The following is a 19,667-nucleotide window of genomic DNA, read 5'->3' on the forward strand; positions in this document are numbered from 1 at the left end:
GGGCAATTTAATGATCCATTAGATTGCCCAAAAAATGACTAAAAGTTCTTGGCAAACATCCGACATTCTGCAATCAATGCTAACAGATTTGGATCGCGCTCTTTACTTTTTAAAAACACCAAGCCAATGTGCTGCTGAATATGAAAATCGGCACGTAACGGAATTAATTTGACCGAACTTTCATACACTGCCGAAATTCGACCAGGCAATAATGCAAAGCCCACGCCAGAACTCACCATACTAATCAACGTGAAAATATCACTGACTTGCAGGGCAACTTTCGGTTCAAAACCTGCTTTTTGAAAGACCACTTCGCTATCACTGTGGGTTGCAAAACCCTTATTTAAAGTAATGAATGTTTCTTCTTTGAGTAAGCTCAAATCAATTTCAGCAAGCGCTGCGTATTTTGAATCTTTAGGCACAGCTAGAAAAATATCATCCTGAAACATCGGCAGGACTTCAAAATCATGACTCGCAGTGGTTTCATTCAGCGCCACAATAATCGCATCAATTTCAGTTTGCTTGAGTTTAGTCACCAAATCCTGATTGGAACTGAGTAAAAGCTGAATATCCAGTTCGCTGCGTCGTAACTTTAAACCGCTGATCAGTGAAGGAATAGTTTTGACTGTTAAAGAATACAATGAGCCTAAACGTAAAACTTTTGCTGCAAAACCTGCCGCTTCACGGGTTTTCTCCACGCTCAAAACCAAGTCGGCCACAATTTTTTTGGCATGTTCTTCAAACACATAAGCGCTTTTTAACGGAATGAGGTTGCGACCTTCATTTTTAAAGAGTGGGCAGCGTAGGGCACTTTCTAGTGAATGCAGGGCTTTATGAATACTGACATTGCTGACCTGCATGTCATCGGCGGTTTTAGATAAGTTGCCATAACGCATAAAGGCAAGGAAAATCTGGATTTTCTTTAAAGTGATTTCATCATCAATCTGCATAATCGAACATCCATATTCTTAAAAATTGGCTCAGCACCTGCTCAGCCAATCATATAACAGTAAATTATTGATTCAGTAGATTTGAACCAATCCAGTGTTTCGAGAACTGATATGCGGCACGCCCTGAACGTTGTCCACGACTTTGCGACCAACGCAACGCTTCAGCACGGGCTTCATCGTTAAATTCGACATTGGCCTTTTGTAAATAGTGCTCAACCACTTCAAGGTATAAAGGCTGATCCATCGGATAAAAAGACAACCACAAACCAAAACGGTCAGAGAGTGAAATTTTTTCTTCAATCGCTTCTTGCGGATGCAGTTCTTTGTACTGTGGCACATCGACCTTGGTGACAGGTGTATTTTCATGCATAAATTCAGGTAACAAGTGACGGCGGTTACTGGTCGCATAGATAATAAAATTGTTATTACCTGATTGTAGAGAACCATCGAGCACGCTCTTTAAGCTACGGTAGTTTTCATCTTCGGCATTAAAAGCAAGGTCATCGCAGTACACAATAAATTTTTCAGGACGACCCTGAATTAACTTCTGAATCTCGGGTAAATCAGATAAATCATCACGTTCAATTTCAATCAGACGTAAACCCTGATCGACATATTCAGCGAGTAAGGCACGGACAATCGATGATTTACCTGTACCACGTGCACCAGTCAGCAGCACATCATTGGCAGGTAAGCCCTTAAGAAACTGCAAGGTATTCTGAACAACTTTTTGTTTTTGACGTTCAATCCCTTTTAAATCGTCCAAAAACATTTTTTTAGGATGATGAATCGGTTTGAGCTGCTGCTTTTGCCACTTATAAGCAGGTGCAGAGAAATCAACCTCAGTTTTGATTTCAGGAAGTGCTTGTTGTAACTGTTGTAATACTTGGCTGATATGGTCAAGAAACTCTTGCGGTAAATCGATATGTGCCATAACGTACATCTTGTTTGCTGGTTTTTTGTAGGTTTAAAGCATAAGCCAAAAAATTGTATATTTCACGCTTTCAACAAATTAATCGAATTTGCAATTGATCTTATTACGCCAGTTAAGTTAAGTTGAGCAAAATGAGCGGAAATCGTGAAGGTCAAACAATTGGGAAATATGATGACAAATCTACTCACCAGTAATTCCTATAACTCACATAAAGCCGATCGTATTCAAAAATTACAGCAACAACTCAACCGTGCTGAAAGTTACACCGAATGGAAAGAGATCGCCCTACAACTCGATGAAGTGTCAGGCAGCCAAGAATGGAAACTCGATAACTCGTCGCCTTATTTTGATGCGGAAGTGATTTCCCATCGTTTAGGGTTGTTGCGCAGATATCGCCAGCAAAATCGTATCAAAGACCTGATTTATATCTTAAGAGAAGGCTTAACCTACGATATTGCCAATATCTGCCATCCGATGTTATTTGTCGAGTGTTATATTGGCACTAAAAAAATTATTGAAGATTATGTCGATGAAGTCAGCCAAGCATTAGAGCAGGTGGCTACTGCACCCAATGAATTGCTGAACTATGCTGAAAAAATCGAATTTTTTAAGAATTGTCAGACGGCTTATGGTCAGCCAGCTTTGATGTTTTCAGGTGGCGCAACATTAGGCTTATTTCACACAGGCGTCTGTAAAGTATTGCGTGAACAGGATTTATTGCCGCGTGTACTTTCGGGGTCAAGTGCAGGTGCCATTATGGCGGCGATGTTAGGCACGTCACTGCCTGAACAAGTTGATCAGGTGCTGACAGGCGAACATTTTTTCAGTGAAGCCTTTCATTTTCGTTCGATCTCTGCCTTACTCAAAGACAAAGGTGGTTTGGCAGATGTACGTTATCTCAAAAAATTCCTGATGGAAAACTTGGGTGATGTCACATTTGAAGAAGCTTATCAGCGTTCAGGTCTAAATATTAATATTGCCGTTGCTCCTTATGATGCTTCACAAAATGCCCGAATTCTAAACCGCTTTACTTCACCTGACTTACTGGTATGGAGCGCAGTTTTAGCCTCTTGTGCAGTGCCAATTTTATTTCCACCTGTCCATCTCACTGCCAAGCGCTACGATGGTGAGCATACGCCATTTATGGCCAACACCTATTGGGTCGATGGGAGTATGCGTAGTGATTTTCCTCAAGAAAAAATGTCGCGGTTATATAATGTGAATTATACCATTGCCTGTCAGGTCAACCCGCATATTGTGCCATTTATGCAAAGTGATGAAGATCGTTATCGTCGTGATTTATTGAGTTGGCCCGAGCGAATTTTGCGCCGTCAAGGCAAAGTCTTTGCAAAAGGTGTGATGGACTTTACTCGTGAGCGAATTGGTGCTGTGCCACAGGTACGCCGTTTGCTAGATCATGGATATGGCATTATTGACCAGCGTTATTATGGTGATGTGAATATCTTTGCGCATTATAATATGAAACATTATATCTATATGCTACAGAACCCTAAACCACATTTGTTTATGCGTTTGCAGAGGGAAGGGGAAAAAGCCACATGGTCGAAAATTTCAACCATTGAAATGCATGCCCGAATCGGAAAAACCATTGAACATGCTTTACATGCAGTCATGCGAGAAGCGGCGTTGGCAGAGTTGACAGCAAGTTATGCTGCAACCTAACTTAGCCTACTCGTTGCAGGACAAAACGTCCGTAACGAGTCGTCAGTTTGGACGTTATATTTATCAGGTTGAACAAGCATCACAATATTATTGGCTGAAATTACAACTTCAGCAAGGTCATCCTACATTTAAACAGGGCTTTCAAAGAGAAATTGACTATTACCAAATTTGGTCATTGCAACACGCAAAGTTTTTATTGCCTTATCAGCATGATTCCAAGTTTCATATTTCGGAATTTGATCAAACTGGCTCAGTACTGATTTTGCCTGATACCGAGATTTTTTGGCAATCTCCTTGTCATTTATCATTTCAACACGTGGTTAAATTGATACAACAAGCGTTGGCAACGCTTGCTGCATTACATGATTTGAATATGGTTCATGGCGATCTTAAGGCTGAACATTTTCGCAAATGGCAAGGTCGGGTTTATTTAATTGATTTTGAACAAAGTCAGTTCCAGCAAGCTTCTCATCTTGAGTTAAATGCTACACCACGTTATATGGCTCCTGAGCTATTTCATCATCAGGCAAAAACTTGTCAAACAGATCTATATGCATTCGGAATCATTTTGTTTGAATGGTTGACACAAACTCGTTTGCGTTCAAAAAGTTACTTAGATTGGGCAATTTTCCATTGCCAAACCTCAGTTTTTAATTTGCCTGAACCTTGGAACGCTTTACAAACTTGCCTCAATGGGCTTTTAGCGCGTGATAATCGATATAGATTTGAGAGTGCAAATCAAGCAAGTAATTGTTTGCAAACAATAAATATGACTTAAAAATGACCGTAAAACACTTTTTTGCTTAACATTTAAGCGTTTAGGCGGTTTTTCTGGAAAAAAGGCTTGTCATCGACAAGCCTCATCTATAATATACACATCCATCGGGGGCGTGGCGAAATTGGTAGACGCACTGGATTTAGGTTCCAGCGCCGCAAGGTGTAAGAGTTCGAGTCTCTTCGCCCCCACCATCTGAAATTTAACTGTAAATTTTAGATCGACAATGTGAAAGCAGAGTCATGTAGAGGATTGGTGTAATGGTAGCATGACGGTCTCCAAAACCGTTCGTCAAGGTTCGAGTCCTTGATCCTCTGCCAAAAACTTGATGTACCCTGATGGGGGCGTGGCGAAATTGGTAGACGCACTGGATTTAGGTTCCAGCGCCGCGAGGTGTAAGAGTTCGAGTCTCTTCGCCCCCACCATAAAGAAGCAAGAATAACTTGCTTTTTTTGTGCCTGAAAATGGCGAATGTAGAGGATTGGTGTAATGGTAGCATGACGGTCTCCAAAACCGTTCGTCAAGGTTCGAGTCCTTGATCCTCTGCCAAAAACTTGATGTACCCTGATGGGGGCGTGGCGAAATTGGTAGACGCACTGGATTTAGGTTCCAGCGCCGCAAGGTGTAAGAGTTCGAGTCTCTTCGCCCCCACCATTTAAAACTGAATAAGGTTTTAGATTGATAAAAAGCAAGATAAATGATCTTGCTTTTTTTATGCCTGTTTTTCGGCGATAAAAAAAGAGCCTATTGAATCAGGCTCTTTTTGTGTGAGAATTTCCTTTTCTCTTATATCAACTGTTTAGCCAAAGAAAGAGTGGATTAGGCTTTTAAGTGATCCTCAAACTCCTCACCCAATTGCATTGCTAAAGAATTACCCGCTAAATCACAGGTCACTAAACCATATTCTTTTTTAAAACTAAAGGTAAAACCTTGACCATCTGCTAGGTTTTTAACAGAGTACCCCAATTTTTCTAACCAAATACGAAATGCAATTAAATTTTTTGCTTTAACAACTTTTTTCATGGCTAAAATCCTCAAAATCAATAAACAACTACTAATATTTATAAGGCTCTCTTTTACATTTTTAAAGGGGGAAAATAAAAATTATTTTTGCAATCTACAAAAACATGAGACAACAAACACAAATGATCACATACCATGCAAAATTATGTGAATTTTTTTTATGATATGTAATCATGAACTTTTAAGAAATTTATAAAAATAAATAAGATAGATAAAATATATGCTTTAAAAGGTTTATTTATTTTGACTAAATTTCAGCATTAAAACAGTGTAAGCAATTATTACACTTTCAGTTTTTTAGAAAGTGTCTTTGAGCTTGCGTAAGTGGCGAAATGCATCAACGGACTCAGCACGTAAAAATGGATTGGTTGCGAGTTCAAGTTCAATACTACTTGGCAACGTGATTTGATCTAGATAACGTAAATGTTCAACATGATCGGCACGTTGCTGTAAGGCGACATTTTCTGGTTCAACACTTAAGGCGAATTTGGCATTGGCAAGGGTGTATTCATGCGTGCAATAGACTTTGGTTTGGATGGGTAGAGCAGCCAGTCGTTGTAAAGAGTGAAACATCTGTTCGTAACTGCCTTCAAAGACACGACCACAACCCATCGCAAATAAAGTATCTCCGACAAATGCGGCATCTAAATCTTCAATGTAATAGACAATGTGACCGAGTGTATGTCCTGGTACTTCAATAATTTCGATGTCAAGATCGTGAAATTCAACTTTGCTGTGCTGATCGAGTGGAAGCGTGATCATTGGAATTTTACTGAGTTCGGCGCGTGGCCCATAAACAGGCATCTCTTTTGTTGCGAGCAGGGCAGGAATACCACCAATATGGTCTTTATGCCAGTGGGTTAGCCAAATTTGACTTGGAATAAGTTGATGTGCTGCACAATAATCGAGTACGAGCTGAGCCTCTGTAGGATCAATAATCACAACTTCATGTGAAGCGGTATGTTCGATCAGCCAGATATAATTTTTTAAATCATTTTTAACATCAATGACGTGAATTTTGTAGGCTGTCATTTTGGGCATCCATGTTTATCATCTCTTGTTTTTATTATACGTGAAGTGAGGATGCAAGCCGAACTCCAAAATAGATGGAGATTCGGCAGGTACAGACGTGAATGAATTAATAGTCTGGATAGGCAACTTTTTTCAGTGCTTGAATGTCAGCATCGGGTGAGCATAAAGAAATAAATTCATAGCCGTAACCGCGAAGCAAGTGACCTTTACGCACCGCAATCCATGTGGTATTTAAACCAAACACATCAGTTTTAATTTGTTTTAAGCGGTAATCGCGCTCACGGTCATAAGCGACATCGTTAATAATCCCAACGCCCATGCCCAGCTCAACATAGGTTTTAATGACGTCAGCATCGAGAGCAGACATCACAATATCCACATCAACCTGAGCAGCATCAAAAGCTAAGTCGATTTTCGAACGACCTGTAAAACCGCCATGATAGGTAATCACGGGATACTGTGCCACATCTTGCAGGGTAACTTCTTTGAGCTGGGTCAAAGGATGGTCAAAAGGGGTAATCAGGCTATGTTGCCAGTTATAGTAAGGCACGCTGGCTAAATTGTCTTCGGCAGTCAGGGATTCGGTTGCAATCCCGATATCCGCTTCGCCTTGTAGCAGCATGTCGGCAATTTCCGCAGGGCTTGCCTGTTGCAGAACCAAGTGAACCTTTGGAAATTCCTGCTTAAATAAGTTCACAATTGGTGGTAATACATAGCGCGCTTGTGTATGGGTTGTTGCAATGGTCAATGTGCCTTCATCAACTTTGTTAAAGTCATCGGCAAGGCGTTTGATATTTTCAGCATCAATCAACATGCGTTCAACAATGCCAAGTAACGATTGCCCCGGCTCAGTGAGTCCCAGCAAGCGTTTACCTTTACGAATAAACAGTTGAACGCCAAGTTCATCTTCCAAATCTTTAATATGCTTACTGACACCTGACTGGGAAGTGTACAGTGCAGCAGAGGCTTCGGTCAGGTTAAAGTCTTGACGGACTGTTTCACGAATAATGCGTAATTGTTGAAAATTCATAATTGCTAACCACTAAAAAATTTAAAATTGGGCAAATTTTTATGCCGCATGATGTTCGAATAAATGTAAATGATTAATTTTAACCCAAACCGTTTGATTAGCTTGGAAATTTTGAAGCTTGGCTTGTTCGGCGCTTAATACTGCTTCAATCATCTTGCCTTGTCGATCCTGTAGTTCAAGAAAAACTTTACCTGCAACCCAAACTTCACGGACAAATGTTGCTTGAATGGCATTATCGACAGGATGTTGATACACACTTAGTTCATGGGGGCGAGCAAAAGCAATCAATGAACCTTGTGGATGATGTGCTGCTAAATCTAAACGATCTTCACCCAAGATCAGTTTGCCGTGTTGATGCTCGCCTTCAAAGCGGTTGGCATGTCCCAAGAAATCAAATACAAAAGGTGTTGCGGGTTTTTCATACACCTCGCGTGGTGAACCAATCTGCTCGATATTTCCCTTATTCATTACCACGATTTGATCGGCAACTTCTAAAGCTTCTTCTTGGTCATGGGTTACAAAAATCGAGGTGATATGCAGTTCATCATGTAAATGACGTAACCAGCGGCGTAATTCTTTACGTACTTTGGCATCGAGTGCGCCAAAAGGTTCATCGAGCAGTAATACGCGGGGTTCAACTGCGAGTGCACGGGCAAGGGCAATACGCTGACGCTGCCCCCCTGAAAGCTGAGCAGGATAGCGATCTGCCAAGAAGCCAAGTTGTACCAAGTCGAGCAGGGCATCGACCCGTTTTTTAATTTCACTTTCCGATGGACGTGTTGCACGTGGGCGGACACGCAGACCAAAGGCAACATTGTCAAATACGCTCATGTGACGAAACAGTGCGTAATGTTGAAATACGAAACCCACTTGACGTTCGCGCACATGGGTATTGGTGGCATCTTCGCCTTCTAAAATCACCTGACCTGAGTCAGCACTTTCCAGTCCAGCAATAATGCGTAGCAAGGTGGTTTTACCACAGCCCGATGGGCCGAGTAAGGCCACCAGTTGACCTTCGGGGAAGTCGAGGCTGATATTGTTGAGTGCATGAAATGCACCAAAGTTTTTTTCAATATTTTTAACTTGAATACTCATGAGGGCACTCCAAAATTAGTTCGATTTGTTGAGTTCAGCGTTTTGTTTTTCTTGGCGTAATTCGACCCATGTTTTAATGATCAGGGTGATAATCGCCAAAAATGCCAGTAACGATGCCACGGCAAAGGCTGCGCTATAACTGTATTCGTTGTAGAGAATTTCAACATGTAACGGCAGGGTATTGGTCTCACCGCGAATATGCCCAGACACCACTGATACCGCACCAAACTCGCCCATTGCACGGGCATTACATAAAATCACGCCGTAGAGCAGACCCCATTTAATATTGGGCAGGGTGATTTTCCAAAAGGTTTGCCAACCTGATGCACCAAGTAAAATCGCGGCTTCTTCCTCTTCAGTGCCTTGAGCTTGCATTAATGGAATCAGTTCACGAGCAACAAATGGCACAGTAATAAACACAGTCGCTAACACAATTGCAGGAACGGCATATAAAATTTTAATGTCATGGTCGAGTAACCATTCACCTGCCCAACCTTGTGTCCCAAAAATCAGCACTAACATTAAACCCGCAATCACTGGAGATACCGAAAATGGCATATCAATAATCGTGGTTAAAATGGTTTTGCCTTTAAACTGGAACTTCGCCACCGTCCATGCTGCTGCTACTCCGAACACCACATTGAGTGGGACGGCAATTGCCGCAGTCAGTAAGGTTAGTTTGGCTGCTGACAGCGTATCTGGGTCGACCAAGGCTTGTAGATAAACCTGAACCCCTTGGTGGAATGCCTCAACAAACACCAAAATCAGCGGCAAAATCAGTAAACCTAAAAAGCTGATCAGGGCAATACTCAATAACAGGTAACGTACCCAAGTCGGTTCACGTGTTGCATCGCGTTTTTGCAGTTGTGCAGCATAATCTTGGCTATTGGCTAAACTACTCATGATGCCACTCTCCCTGTGCGACGTGTTGCCCACGCTTGTAAAATATTAATCAAAAATAAGATGGCAAAGGAGATCAACAGCATAATCACGGCAATGGTGGTTGCAGCAGCATAATCATATTCTTCCAAACGGGAAATGATCATCAGTGGTGCAATTTCGGTTTTAAAAGGTTGATTTCCTGCAATAAAAATCACTGAACCATATTCACCCACACCACGCGCAAAGGCTAAAGCAAAACCTGTAAAGATCGCAGGGAGAACAATCGGGAAAATTACATGCCGAATGGTTTGCCAACGATTTGCACCAAGTGCTGAAGCCGCTTCTTCAAGTTCGGTTTCCAAGTCGCTCAGTACAGGCTGTACGGTACGCACCACAAAAGGTAGACCAATAAAAATCAGGGCGAGCGTAATCCCAAGTGGGGTGTAGGCGACTTTAATGCCCAGTGGTTCTAAATATTGACCCAGCCAACCTGTTGAGGCATACAGCGAAGTCAGTGCAATCCCTGCAACCGCTGTCGGTAGGGCAAAGGGTAAATCAATCAAGGCATCGACCATACGCTTACCAAAAAACTGATAACGCACCAGACACCATGCCAACAGTAAGCCCAAAAAGACATTGATGAGCGCAGCGACCAATGCAGTGGTAAAACTCAGTTGTAAGGCTTTCAATATTCGTGCTGAACTGAGGATGTCCCAAAGACCACTCCAGCCAATGCCCATAGATTTAATAAACACTGCCGATAATGGCACAAGCACAATGATGGATAGATACAGCAGGGTAAACCCCAAAGAAAGTCCAAAGCCGGGCAATACCCGCTTACCGTGTGACATGGAATACCTCAATGATGATGAATCATCACCACAAAAAAATCAGATCAGATATAAAGTGCAAAATTAATGTGACAAAGCCTGAGTTAAGCAACGCATTCGCGTACAAGGACTAAAATAAGGCTGTTCAATAAAAGGTAAAATTTGTGGGAAAGCCCCAAAACCAGAAGCGACATTGATATGTCCAACCTGACCCATATTGAGATAAGGAAATTTCCAGAGTTCTGCCAAATGCAGAGCATCATCCAATGCCAACCAAGGGTCATTTTCACTAATCAACATCAGGCTAGACAATTCGAGTCGAAGCTGTTCAAAATACTGCAAATATGAAGCTTGCTCTGCCTGAGCAAAGCCTGTTGAGCTAAAACGTGCTGGATTGGCAGGTGCAACCAAAATCAGATTATTGATTTTTTCTTGCAATGCAGGATATTGCACCAATGCAGCCAAACTGGTCAGGCAACCAAAACTATGTGCAATCACCTGAATTGGTTCCTGAATTTGCTCAACGTGAGCGACCCATTGTTCAATCCATTCTTGCAAAATCGGTTGCTGCCAATCTTGTTCTACACGAGAGCTGTTGGGTAACTGGCGTTGCAGCCAAGATTGCCAATGTTGTTCGTCACTTCCACCGACACCCGGTACGATTAAATGATGAATCATGTGCTTACTCCCGTGTAGCTGTACCGATTATTTCTTCGCGTTATTGCTTTGAACGATTTGGTCGAATACACCACCATTTTCAAAGTGTTCTTTTTGAACCTTTTTCCAGCCGCCAAATTCCTGATCAATGGTCACTAATTTCAGCGGTTTAAACACATTACTGTATTTTTTCAACACTTCAGGGCTACGTGGACGATAGAAATTACGCGCAATAATATTTTGTCCAAGTGGCGAGTACAGGAAGTTCAAGTAGCCTTTTGCGACATAATAATTGCCATCTTTCTGAACATTTTTCTCAACAATCGCAACAGGTGGCTCAGTCAAGATTGATAGAGATGGCGTGACAATCTCAAATTTCCCTGGTTGTTCACGCACAGCGAGGTAGGCTTCATTTTCCCAAGCTAGCAATACATCGCCAATGCCACGTTCAGCAAAGGTTGTGGTTGCACCTCGCGCACCTGAATCGAGGACTTTGGTGTGCTGATAAATCTTGGCAACAAAATCACGTGCTGTTTTGTCATTGCCATTGGTTTGATGTTTTGCCCATGCCCAAGCCGCAAGATAGTTCCAACGTGCGCCACCTGAAGTTTTCGGGTTCGGGGTAATAATATCGACACCCGGTTTCACCAAGTCATTCCAGTCTTTGATGTGTTTCGGGTTGCCTTTACGCACTAAAAATACAATCGTTGAGGTATATGGTGTTGAGTTTTGTGGCAGTTTCTTTTGCCAGTCGGGTGGTAAAAGTTTGGCTTTATCCGCAATCACGTCAATATCCGCAGCCAGTGCCAAAGTCACGACATCGGCATCCAAACCATCAATTACTGATCGAGCCTGTTTACCTGAACCGCCATGAGATTGACGGAAATTAATCTCTTCACCTGTGCGTTTTTTCCAGTACGCGCCAAATTGTTTGTTGATGTCGACATACAATTCGCGTGTTGGGTCATACGACACATTTAAGAAATCTTTTGCGGCAAAGCTAACTGATGAAAACGAGAGGAGTGCTGCCAGTAACCCCAATTTTAATTGATTTCGTTGCATTTTCTTTTCCTTCATATTCGGTGCATCTTTCATGCAAAGAAGAATATGCTGAAATTAAAATCTAAAAAAATAATAAAAATAGAATTTGATATGAATAAAAAAGAAATAGAATTTAGATATTCATTTTTAAACTAAGCTACAAAATCAACTGCCTAGCTGATCAACCTCATGCAATGCTTTAAAAATGCACATCCACAGCCTCAAATTTCTTTGCTAGACCGAGCTTTTCATTATGGGGATGGCTGCTTTACCACAGCCAAAATTATTCAAAATAAAATTCAATTGTGGAACAGACATTTACAACGGTTAAATGACTGCATACAGCGAATGGCATTGGATGTTGATTTGAGCCTGATTGAGCAAACTTTGCAGAAATTAAGTTCACAAGCCGAGCTGAATGGCACGCTGAAAATCATCATCAGTCGTGGAGAGGGGCAGCGTGGTTATGCATTGCCTGAACATGCTGCCGATGTGTATGTGTTTTATTATCCGCAAAGCCAAACTGCAAAAAATGAATGGAGTCATCTTGATCAAGTTGCTGTTCTAGAGCAACGGATTGGCTTAACCATGCCAACACTATGTGGATTAAAAACGTTAAATCGCTTGGAACAAGTGCTTTTAAAGCAAGAAGCGGTCGAAAAACAACTGGATGAAGCACTGGTTTTAGATATTCAAGGGCGGATTGTTGAAGGAATCAGCAGCAATTGTTTTATTCTGATGAATAATCAGTGGGTCACGCCAAATCTTGAGTATAATGGCGTGCGTGGTGTGATGCGGGCAGAAATCTTGCAGCGTATGCAGCATGCAGGAATTGAATGTTCCGAAATTGAGTTACTTCAATCGGATATTGACCAGATACAAGCCCTATTTTTTTGTAATGCGCTGCATCCTATGCAGATTGCACAACATCTAAATTATGTCGAACTCAGTCTGACGCCTGCAATTCAGTTGTTTAAAGCCCTTCAACTTGATCAAATTCAATAAAGCTATGGCAAATCTAAATTCCACTTCATCTAGAAAAAAGCCTGTTCCTTTTTTCAAAACAAAAAAATTTATTGTGGCATGTATTCTGGCTGTATTTGCCATGTTGTTATTGATTTTTAGTTCAAGTCTTTGGCGAAATTATCCAATACAAGGCGAAAAGCAGTTCGTTTCGATCAATACGGGGGATAATTATTCACGTTTAATTGATCGTTTAGCCAAGCAGCATAAAGTTCATTTCCCTTGGGTGCTCAAGATTTATCAAAAACTGATGATTCATGACACTCTGAAAGCAGGGGTGTATGAAGTCAAGCGTGGCATGAGTGTGCGCCAAGTGTTGAGCATGATGTCAAATTCAGACAATGCCCAAATGAGTCGTATTTTGGTGATTGAAGGCACAACATTTAAGCAGTTGCTAGAAAAATTACGTAAAGATCCATTGATTGAAAAAACTGTAGTGAATTTGCCACAAGATCAAATGATTCAGTCACTTGGTATACCTTATTCAAATCTTGAAGGCTTATTTGCACCCAATACCTATTTTTATAATAAAGGGGAGTCGGATAAAAAAATCTTACTCGATCTTTATCAGCATCAGATGGATAATTTGGATGCAGCTTGGGCTAATCGAGATCCAAATTTACCGTATAAAAATAAATATGAAGCGCTCACAATGGCTTCAATTATTGAAAAAGAAACCAGTTTGGATCGTGAGTTAAATCAGGTTGCAGGTGTATTTATTCGTCGGTTACAGCAAGGCATGCGACTGCAAACTGACCCAACCGTCATTTATGGTATGGGCGATAAGTACACGGGTAAACTGACCAAAAAAGATTTGCGAACACCGACAGCCTATAACACTTACACCATGGTAGGTCTGCCACCGAGTCCAATTGCATTACCAAGCAAAAAAGCGATTGAAGCAGCGATGCATCCAGATCATTCAGATAATCTCTATTTTGTGGCAACAGGCAATGGTGGGCATAAATTTAGTGCAAACCTGACCGAGCATAATCAGGCAGTTCAAGCGTATTTAGCAGTATTACGAGAGAAGAAAAGTGGAGCAACGCCATAATGTTTATTAGTTTTGAAGGTACTGAAGGCGTTGGAAAAAGCACCTTAATTGAGAAAGTAAGGGTGTATTTTGAGCAATTAGGGCATGAGGTTGTCCTGACACGTGAGCCAGGGGGAACACCTTTGGCAGAAAAAATTCGTGATTTATTGCTTACAGTGAACTCAAATGAAAATATGTGCCCTGATACAGAGCTACTTTTGATTTATGCGGCACGCAGTCAGCATTTGAGTCAGGTCATTTTTCCTGCTTTGGCAGAGGGTAAAATTGTGCTCAGTGATCGCTTTTGTGATGCAAGTTTTGCATATCAGGTCATGGGGCGAGGTTTGGATGCCGATAAACTTGACCTGTTAAATCGAAATTTTGTGCCATGTTTGCCTGATATGACCTTTTGGCTGGACGCACCAATCGAATTAGGAATGGCTCGGGCACGTGCAAGAGGTGAGCTTGATCGCTTTGAACAAGAAAAATTCGATTTTTTTAGTCGGGTACGTGAAGGTTATAAACTTTTGCACGAAAAAGATACAGATCGTGTGATTCGTTTAGATGCAACGCAATCTGCTGAAAATGTTTTTAATCAAGCACTCAGCAGCCTAAAAAGCATCTAAAGCGGACTGAAAAAAGCGTTCTATGGCGTCCGTCAGAGTAAAAAGTGGATTGATTGGGAATCTTTAGTTTTTAAAAAATAGAGCTTCTCAAAATACTCATATTGCTTTTAATTTGTTCAATTTTTGTGAATAAATTGAAAGGTCAATGCTGAAAAAATCGGAGAAAAGCGAAATCTCAGTCGCTGACATGAACAAGATGTATATTTATTTTGATATATATCTTGTTTTTTATTGAAATGATAATAATTGCTTGAAAATTACCTTATTGTTTTTAAAAAAGAAAAATTTTGTTAATGTATAAAACTTAGACTAAAGTCTAAATTGGTAATATTTTGGTTCACTCAATGCACTAAATTGGGTATAAAAATATGATTAGTAATTTGAATTTATAAATTACTAAACATTGGCTTGATATTTGCTTGGGATATGCAGGTATTTAGCCAAATCTATCGATTGGATAAACAAAAGCTAAAACAAACGATTCATCACAGGAGTGAATATGAAACTTTCTTCCAAATCAGTACTTACTTCAACCTTAATGCTTTGTATGATGGGAGGAGCGAGCCAAGTCCAAGCGGCAGATACATTAGCCAAAATTAAAGCGACTGGTAAAATTGTGATTGGTCATCGTGAATCATCAGATCCGATTTCTTATGTTGTGGCAGGAAAACCAGTTGGCTATGCGGTTGATATCTGTAACAACGTGGCGAATGAAATCAAAAAAGAATTGAAAATGCCGAACCTTAAGGTTGAATATAAGGCTGTAACTTCATCAACCCGTATTCCTGAATTGTTGGCAGGCAATATTGACATGGAATGTGGTACAACGACCAACTCTTTACAGCGTCAGCAACAAGTGGGCTTCTCAACCAATTACTATGCAACAGAAGTGCGTATGGCTGTAAAAGCAGGCACAAATGTTAAAAGTATTGGTGATTTAGATGGTAAAGCAGTTGTGACTACACAAGGTACAACTTCTGATAAATACATCAAAATGAATGAAAAAGGTCAAGCTGTAAACGTACAAAATGTTTATGGTAAAGACCATGCTGACTCATTTGCTATGTTGGCTTCTGGTCGTGCAGCAGCATTTGTTATGGATGACAATATCTTGGCTGGCTTGATTGCAAAATCTTCAAATCCTAAATCATTTGCAATTGTTGGACCTGTACTCTCATCTGAACCTTACGGCATTATGTTGCCAAAAGATGACCCGAAATTTAAAGCAGTTGCAGACAAAGTCGTCACAGGTATGTGGAAAACAGGTCAAATGGATAAACTTTATAAAAAATGGTTCCAATCTCCAATCCCACCTAAAAATGTAAACTTGAACATGGCTCCAAGTGCATCATTTAAAAAGTTAAAAGCTCGTCCGACTGATGCAGGTATTTAAACTGCAATAACAGGATGTTACTGATCACCCGCTATGGAGAGCAGGGTGATCGGTTTATAGTTTTTATAAGGGGAATGTATGTCTCTTGGCTCATTAAATTGGACAACTTTTTGTTCAGCATCAAATGAATATGGTGTCGAGAAAGCACAGTGGGCTGAAACAGTATGTCAGCATATTGGTGGCACAAGCTATTCGCAGTTGGCTGAAGCACCAACATGGTTGCAGATGCTTGGCAATGGCGTGATGACCATGCTTTGGACAGCTCTACTTTCATTTGTGATTGCATTTTTTTTAGGTTCGTTGCTGGGTGTTATACGGACGCTACCCAACAAACCACTTGCCGCTATTGGTAATCTCTACGTTGAAATTTTTCGTAATATCCCATTAATTGTTCAGCTTTTTTTCTGGGCATTTGTCTTTCCCGAATTTTTACCGCAAAGCTTGAGTGCGGGTAGTGGTGAGGTTGTTGCAGGTGGTTGGTGGAAAAACCTACTCAATCAGAACCCTGCTAGCATTGGTGTTATGGCGCTAGGTTTATATACGGCTGCGCGTGTGTCTGAGCAAATTCGTGCAGGCATTTTAACTGTGCCACGTGGTCAAAAGTTTGCAGCTTCTGCAATGGGTTTTACCACTGCACAAAGTTACCGTTATGTAATTCTACCTGTGGCTTATCGTATTGTTTGGCCAACCATTACTTCTGAGTCAATGAACATTTTCAAAAACTCAGCAGTATTATATGCGCTTAGTGTATTGAATTTCTTCGCTTATACCAAAACTATGCGTGAAGAAACCTCCCAAGATATCGTCATTTTGATCTTATCTACCCCTGTTTATCTGATCATTACCTATACCATCAAAGCATTTATGGCATGGATTGAAAAACGCATGTCAGTACCTGGTTTAGGCTCGGGGGGTAAGTAAGATGGACTTTAGCTTATTACAACATGCTGATGTCACACAGGCATTGCTAAAAGGCTTGGGCTTTACTGTGACAGTATCATTACTGGCGATGATCGGCGGTATCATGATTGGTACGCCGCTTGCAATGATGCGCTTATCCAACAATTGGTTCGCACGCAATTTTTCTAAGCTGTATGTTGACTGTTTTCGTGGTATTCCACTGATTCAGGTTATCTTTATTTTTTACTTTTTGTTGCCTAAAGTTTTTGAATTTCAGTCAGATACTTATTATGGGCCACTCTTTTCGAGCGTGGTGACCTTTGCCGTTTTTGAAGCCGCATTCTTTTCAGAAATTGTGCGTTCGGGGATTCAGTCAGTTTCTAAAGGACAGGTATTTGCGGGTTATGCACTGGGTTTTACCTATGGGCAATCCATGCGTTACGTTGTCTTGCCACAAGCTTTTCGCAACATGATTCCAGTTTTGCTAACTCAAACCATTATCTTGTTCCAAGACGTGTCATTGGTTTATGTGATTAGCGCACCTGATTTCTTGGGTAATGCTGACACACTTGCCAATACTTATGGGCCAGAAACCAAAGCAACTTTCTATCTCGTTGTTGCTATCGTGTACTTCTGTACATCATTCTGCCTGTCCAAACTCGTCAAACGCTTACAAGAAAAAATTGCCATTATTCGCTAATTTAGGAGATAGCAAAATGCCTATGATCGACATTCAACATATCTCTAAATGGTATGGTGATTTCCAAGTTCTCACAGATTGTACAACCACAATTGAAAAAGGCGATGTTGTTGTCGTCTGTGGCCCTTCGGGTTCAGGAAAATCAACACTGATTAAAACGGTGAATGCGCTTGAACCATTCCAGAAAGGCGACATTATTGTTGATGGTGTTTCACTCAAAGACCCAAAAACCAATCTTGCCCAATTTCGTTCACGTGTCGGAATGGTCTTTCAGCACTTTGAGTTGTTTCCGCACATGACTGTGTTGGAAAACTTGACTATTGCACAAGTCAAAGTACTGAAACGCAACATCGCTGATGCGCGTGCCAAAGCCACTCAGTACCTTGAACGTGTAGGCTTATTGGCACATAAAGACAAATTTCCAGGTCAGCTTTCAGGTGGTCAGCAACAACGTGTCGCAATTGCACGTGGTTTGTGTATGGATCCAATCTGTATGTTGTTTGATGAACCAACGTCAGCACTTGACCCTGAAATGGTGGGTGAAGTTCTCGATGTCATGGTGCAGCTTGCCAATGAAGGCATGACCATGATGTGTGTTACCCATGAAATGGGCTTTGCTAGAAAAGTATCTAATCGTTTGATTTTTATGGATCAAGGTCAGATTCTAGAAGATTGTGCTACTTCAGAGTTCTTTGGAAATCTGGATGCACGCCATGAACGTGCCAAACAGTTCCTAGATAAAATTCAAGCTGTTCATTAAGTTAAAAGCTTGATGGGGAAAAAACCACAATATGCGAAAGTGTATTGTGGTTTTTTAATGTGCAGTAGATTTAGATCAAACCAATTTTGTTGAAAAAGTCAGCATAAATTTCAGCTTTCTTTTCTAAAGCCAGTGGATATGCTCGCGAGCTAGAGGGCAAGCGATATAAATTGAGTGACCGATTAAGAAAATTGACCTGACTGGGCTGGTTAAATTGCGGTTTAACGCTGTCTTTTTCGAAATTGGTCATTAATGTATCTGTGGCTTTGTCACCTGTGGTCATAATGCTATGACACTCAGGGATTTGCTTGAGCAAAACAGATAAGTCGGTCGCTTGTACAACCTGTAAAAACTGATCTGAAGCATTGCCCTTGAGTCGAATGACTTCGCAAGCTGCATCAAAAATAGCAATGCCTTTTTCATTGAGAAAATCTTCAATCTGCTGCTGAAAGAAATTTTTATTGGCGAGATCTAAGAAGTGATTTTTATCATTAAAGAAGCAGATTCCCATAATTCGCCACATGTCATTTTGAAAATTTGGATAGTAGAATTGCATTTTCCATTTATTTTGTGGCGGTGGAAAACTGCCAAGCATCAATAACTTGGCTTGTTGAGGCAGAAAAGGCGTTAAAGGATGTGTTTCAGTCACAGAGATAGACATGATTTTGTTCAATTCTTGCAGAAGCCATAAACAGTGTAGCAAAATAGCGGCTTTGATAAAAAATGATGATACAGGGATATGACCACTTTTTTTGATTTGCCAATACAGGTTCAACCTGAACACATTGACTTGCTTGGGCATGTGAATAACGTGGTGTATGTCAGTTGGATGCAAGATGTTGCCCATGCCCATATTGCGGCTTTAGGCATAGGACTCGAGCAATATATGCAAATGAAACATGCAATGGTCGCTGTGGAGCATCAAATGCAATATCGGAAGGCAGTTTTGGCGGGTGAAGAGCTGATTTTAAGAACGTGGTTTTCTGATCTTAGTGCGATGTATTCATTTCGAGAATATGCCTTTTTTAGACCAAGTGATCAGGCCGTTGTTTTTCTGGCTAAAACCAAATGGACGTGTATCGAAATTTCTACAGGCCGTCCAAAGCGAATGTCTCCAACATTTTTAAATGCATACCAACCGCTTGACCCAGAAATTAATCCTTATGATTTTTCAGATAAAACTGAAGCTTCTTAATTTTTCAGCGAATCAACGCTGTCCGTTTAAATAATGGATACTTTAAAATATCCATCTGCTATAATCCTCGCAATTTCGTTAACAGTTTGTGCTGTGTACAACATG

The 19,667-nt window shown here is 40.9% G+C and carries 21 protein-coding genes and 5 tRNA genes; 15 read left to right on the forward strand and 11 right to left on the reverse strand.

What is annotated here, in order from left to right:
- Positions 1-38 precede the first annotated feature (38 nt).
- Both LVY74_RS03750 and LVY74_RS03755 read right to left on the reverse strand, forming a co-directional pair.
- The gene (locus LVY74_RS03750; RefSeq protein ID WP_237813899.1) at positions 39-950 is read right to left on the reverse strand and encodes a LysR family transcriptional regulator; all 912 of its coding nucleotides are present in this window, start codon (positions 948-950) and stop codon (positions 39-41) included.
- Positions 951-1,014: 64 nt separating this feature from the next.
- Positions 1,015-1,884 carry an ATP-binding protein gene (locus LVY74_RS03755; RefSeq protein WP_237813900.1) on the reverse strand — a complete coding sequence of 290 codons (870 nt, stop codon included), beginning with the start codon at positions 1,882-1,884 and terminating at the stop codon, positions 1,015-1,017.
- A 171-nt stretch (positions 1,885-2,055) separates the two neighbouring features.
- Here LVY74_RS03755 and LVY74_RS03760 point away from each other — a divergent pair, with 171 nt between their 5' ends.
- The 7 genes from LVY74_RS03760 (at position 2,056) to LVY74_RS03790 (ending at position 4,996) form a co-directional block, all read left to right on the forward strand.
- Entirely contained in the window at positions 2,056-3,567 is a 1,512-nt protein-coding gene (locus LVY74_RS03760) for a DUF3336 domain-containing protein (protein WP_442862769.1), read from the forward strand.
- Positions 3,554-4,345: a protein kinase domain-containing protein gene (locus LVY74_RS03765; protein ID WP_237813901.1), complete on the forward strand. Its 792-nt coding sequence runs from the start codon at positions 3,554-3,556 to the stop codon at positions 4,343-4,345. Before LVY74_RS03760 ends, LVY74_RS03765 begins: the two co-directional genes overlap by 14 nt.
- Positions 4,346-4,451: 106 nt before the next feature.
- A tRNA-Leu gene (locus LVY74_RS03770) sits at positions 4,452-4,536 on the forward strand.
- A gap of 52 nt (positions 4,537-4,588) precedes the next feature.
- Positions 4,589-4,662: transfer RNA gene (locus LVY74_RS03775), tRNA-Trp, on the forward strand.
- Positions 4,663-4,682: 20 nt separating this feature from the next.
- Positions 4,683-4,767, forward strand: a tRNA-Leu gene (locus LVY74_RS03780).
- 50 nt (positions 4,768-4,817) lie between these two features.
- Positions 4,818-4,891, forward strand: a tRNA-Trp gene (locus LVY74_RS03785).
- 20 nt (positions 4,892-4,911) lie between these two features.
- Positions 4,912-4,996, forward strand: a tRNA-Leu gene (locus tag LVY74_RS03790).
- Positions 4,997-5,161: 165 nt separating this feature from the next.
- Here LVY74_RS03790 and LVY74_RS03795 read toward each other — a convergent pair.
- The 8 genes from LVY74_RS03795 to LVY74_RS03830 form a co-directional block, all read right to left on the reverse strand.
- Complete coding sequence (locus LVY74_RS03795) at positions 5,162-5,365, reverse strand: hypothetical protein (RefSeq protein WP_151709231.1); 204 nt, start codon at positions 5,363-5,365, stop codon at positions 5,162-5,164.
- Positions 5,366-5,662: 297 nt separating this feature from the next.
- Positions 5,663-6,397: a hydroxyacylglutathione hydrolase gene (gloB, locus tag LVY74_RS03800; protein WP_237813902.1), complete on the reverse strand. Its 735-nt coding sequence runs from the start codon at positions 6,395-6,397 to the stop codon at positions 5,663-5,665.
- 106 nt (positions 6,398-6,503) lie between these two features.
- Positions 6,504-7,427, reverse strand: coding sequence for a CysB family HTH-type transcriptional regulator (locus tag LVY74_RS03805; RefSeq protein WP_237813903.1), 924 nt, complete (start codon positions 7,425-7,427; stop codon positions 6,504-6,506).
- Positions 7,428-7,466: 39 nt separating this feature from the next.
- Positions 7,467-8,522, reverse strand: a complete 1,056-nt coding sequence (locus LVY74_RS03810; RefSeq protein ID WP_237813904.1) for a sulfate/molybdate ABC transporter ATP-binding protein — start codon at positions 8,520-8,522, stop codon at positions 7,467-7,469.
- Between the two features lie 15 nt (positions 8,523-8,537).
- Complete coding sequence (gene cysW / locus LVY74_RS03815; protein WP_111891783.1) at positions 8,538-9,425, reverse strand: sulfate ABC transporter permease subunit CysW; 888 nt, start codon at positions 9,423-9,425, stop codon at positions 8,538-8,540.
- Positions 9,422-10,255 carry a sulfate ABC transporter permease subunit CysT gene (gene cysT / locus LVY74_RS03820; RefSeq protein WP_237813905.1) on the reverse strand — a complete coding sequence of 278 codons (834 nt, stop codon included), beginning with the start codon at positions 10,253-10,255 and terminating at the stop codon, positions 9,422-9,424. The genes cysW and cysT overlap by 4 nt, the downstream gene beginning before the upstream one ends.
- A gap of 63 nt (positions 10,256-10,318) precedes the next feature.
- Entirely contained in the window at positions 10,319-10,912 is a 594-nt protein-coding gene (locus tag LVY74_RS03825) for an RBBP9/YdeN family alpha/beta hydrolase (RefSeq protein WP_237813906.1), read from the reverse strand.
- Positions 10,913-10,939: 27 nt separating this feature from the next.
- The gene (locus tag LVY74_RS03830) at positions 10,940-11,953 is read right to left on the reverse strand and encodes a sulfate ABC transporter substrate-binding protein (protein ID WP_237813907.1); all 1,014 of its coding nucleotides are present in this window, start codon (positions 11,951-11,953) and stop codon (positions 10,940-10,942) included.
- A 168-nt stretch (positions 11,954-12,121) separates the two neighbouring features.
- On the opposite strand from LVY74_RS03830, the gene pabC reads away from it, so the two are divergent.
- The 7 genes from pabC (at position 12,122) to LVY74_RS03865 (ending at position 18,367) form a co-directional block, all read left to right on the forward strand.
- A complete protein-coding gene (gene pabC / locus LVY74_RS03835) occupies positions 12,122-12,937 on the forward strand; it encodes an aminodeoxychorismate lyase (protein WP_237813908.1) in 816 nt (271 codons plus the stop codon).
- Between the two features lie 4 nt (positions 12,938-12,941).
- Positions 12,942-14,009: an endolytic transglycosylase MltG gene (gene mltG, locus LVY74_RS03840; RefSeq protein WP_237813909.1), complete on the forward strand. Its 1,068-nt coding sequence runs from the start codon at positions 12,942-12,944 to the stop codon at positions 14,007-14,009.
- Complete coding sequence (tmk, locus tag LVY74_RS03845) at positions 14,009-14,614, forward strand: dTMP kinase (RefSeq protein WP_237813910.1); 606 nt, start codon at positions 14,009-14,011, stop codon at positions 14,612-14,614. The genes mltG and tmk overlap by 1 nt, the downstream gene beginning before the upstream one ends.
- Before the next feature lie 499 nt (positions 14,615-15,113).
- Complete coding sequence (locus tag LVY74_RS03850) at positions 15,114-16,007, forward strand: amino acid ABC transporter substrate-binding protein (RefSeq protein ID WP_237813911.1); 894 nt, start codon at positions 15,114-15,116, stop codon at positions 16,005-16,007.
- A gap of 78 nt (positions 16,008-16,085) precedes the next feature.
- Complete coding sequence (locus tag LVY74_RS03855; RefSeq protein WP_237813912.1) at positions 16,086-16,928, forward strand: amino acid ABC transporter permease; 843 nt, start codon at positions 16,086-16,088, stop codon at positions 16,926-16,928.
- Position 16,929: 1 nt separating this feature from the next.
- On the forward strand, positions 16,930-17,607 hold the full coding sequence (locus tag LVY74_RS03860) for an amino acid ABC transporter permease (protein WP_237813913.1): 678 nt from the start codon (positions 16,930-16,932) through the stop codon (positions 17,605-17,607).
- 16 nt (positions 17,608-17,623) lie between these two features.
- The gene (locus LVY74_RS03865) at positions 17,624-18,367 is read left to right on the forward strand and encodes an amino acid ABC transporter ATP-binding protein (protein WP_151778075.1); all 744 of its coding nucleotides are present in this window, start codon (positions 17,624-17,626) and stop codon (positions 18,365-18,367) included.
- Between the two features lie 70 nt (positions 18,368-18,437).
- Here LVY74_RS03865 and LVY74_RS03870 read toward each other — a convergent pair whose 3' ends face one another.
- Positions 18,438-19,028, reverse strand: coding sequence for a uracil-DNA glycosylase family protein (locus tag LVY74_RS03870; protein ID WP_237813914.1), 591 nt, complete (start codon positions 19,026-19,028; stop codon positions 18,438-18,440).
- Positions 19,029-19,106: 78 nt separating this feature from the next.
- On the opposite strand from LVY74_RS03870, the gene LVY74_RS03875 reads away from it, so the two are divergent.
- On the forward strand, positions 19,107-19,562 hold the full coding sequence (locus LVY74_RS03875; protein WP_237813915.1) for an acyl-CoA thioesterase: 456 nt from the start codon (positions 19,107-19,109) through the stop codon (positions 19,560-19,562).
- The last annotated feature ends 105 nt before the right edge of the window (positions 19,563-19,667 follow it).

The sequence above is a fragment of the Acinetobacter sp. ME22 genome, from assembly GCF_022012315.1.
Lineage (GTDB): Bacteria > Pseudomonadota > Gammaproteobacteria > Pseudomonadales > Moraxellaceae > Acinetobacter > Acinetobacter brisouii_A.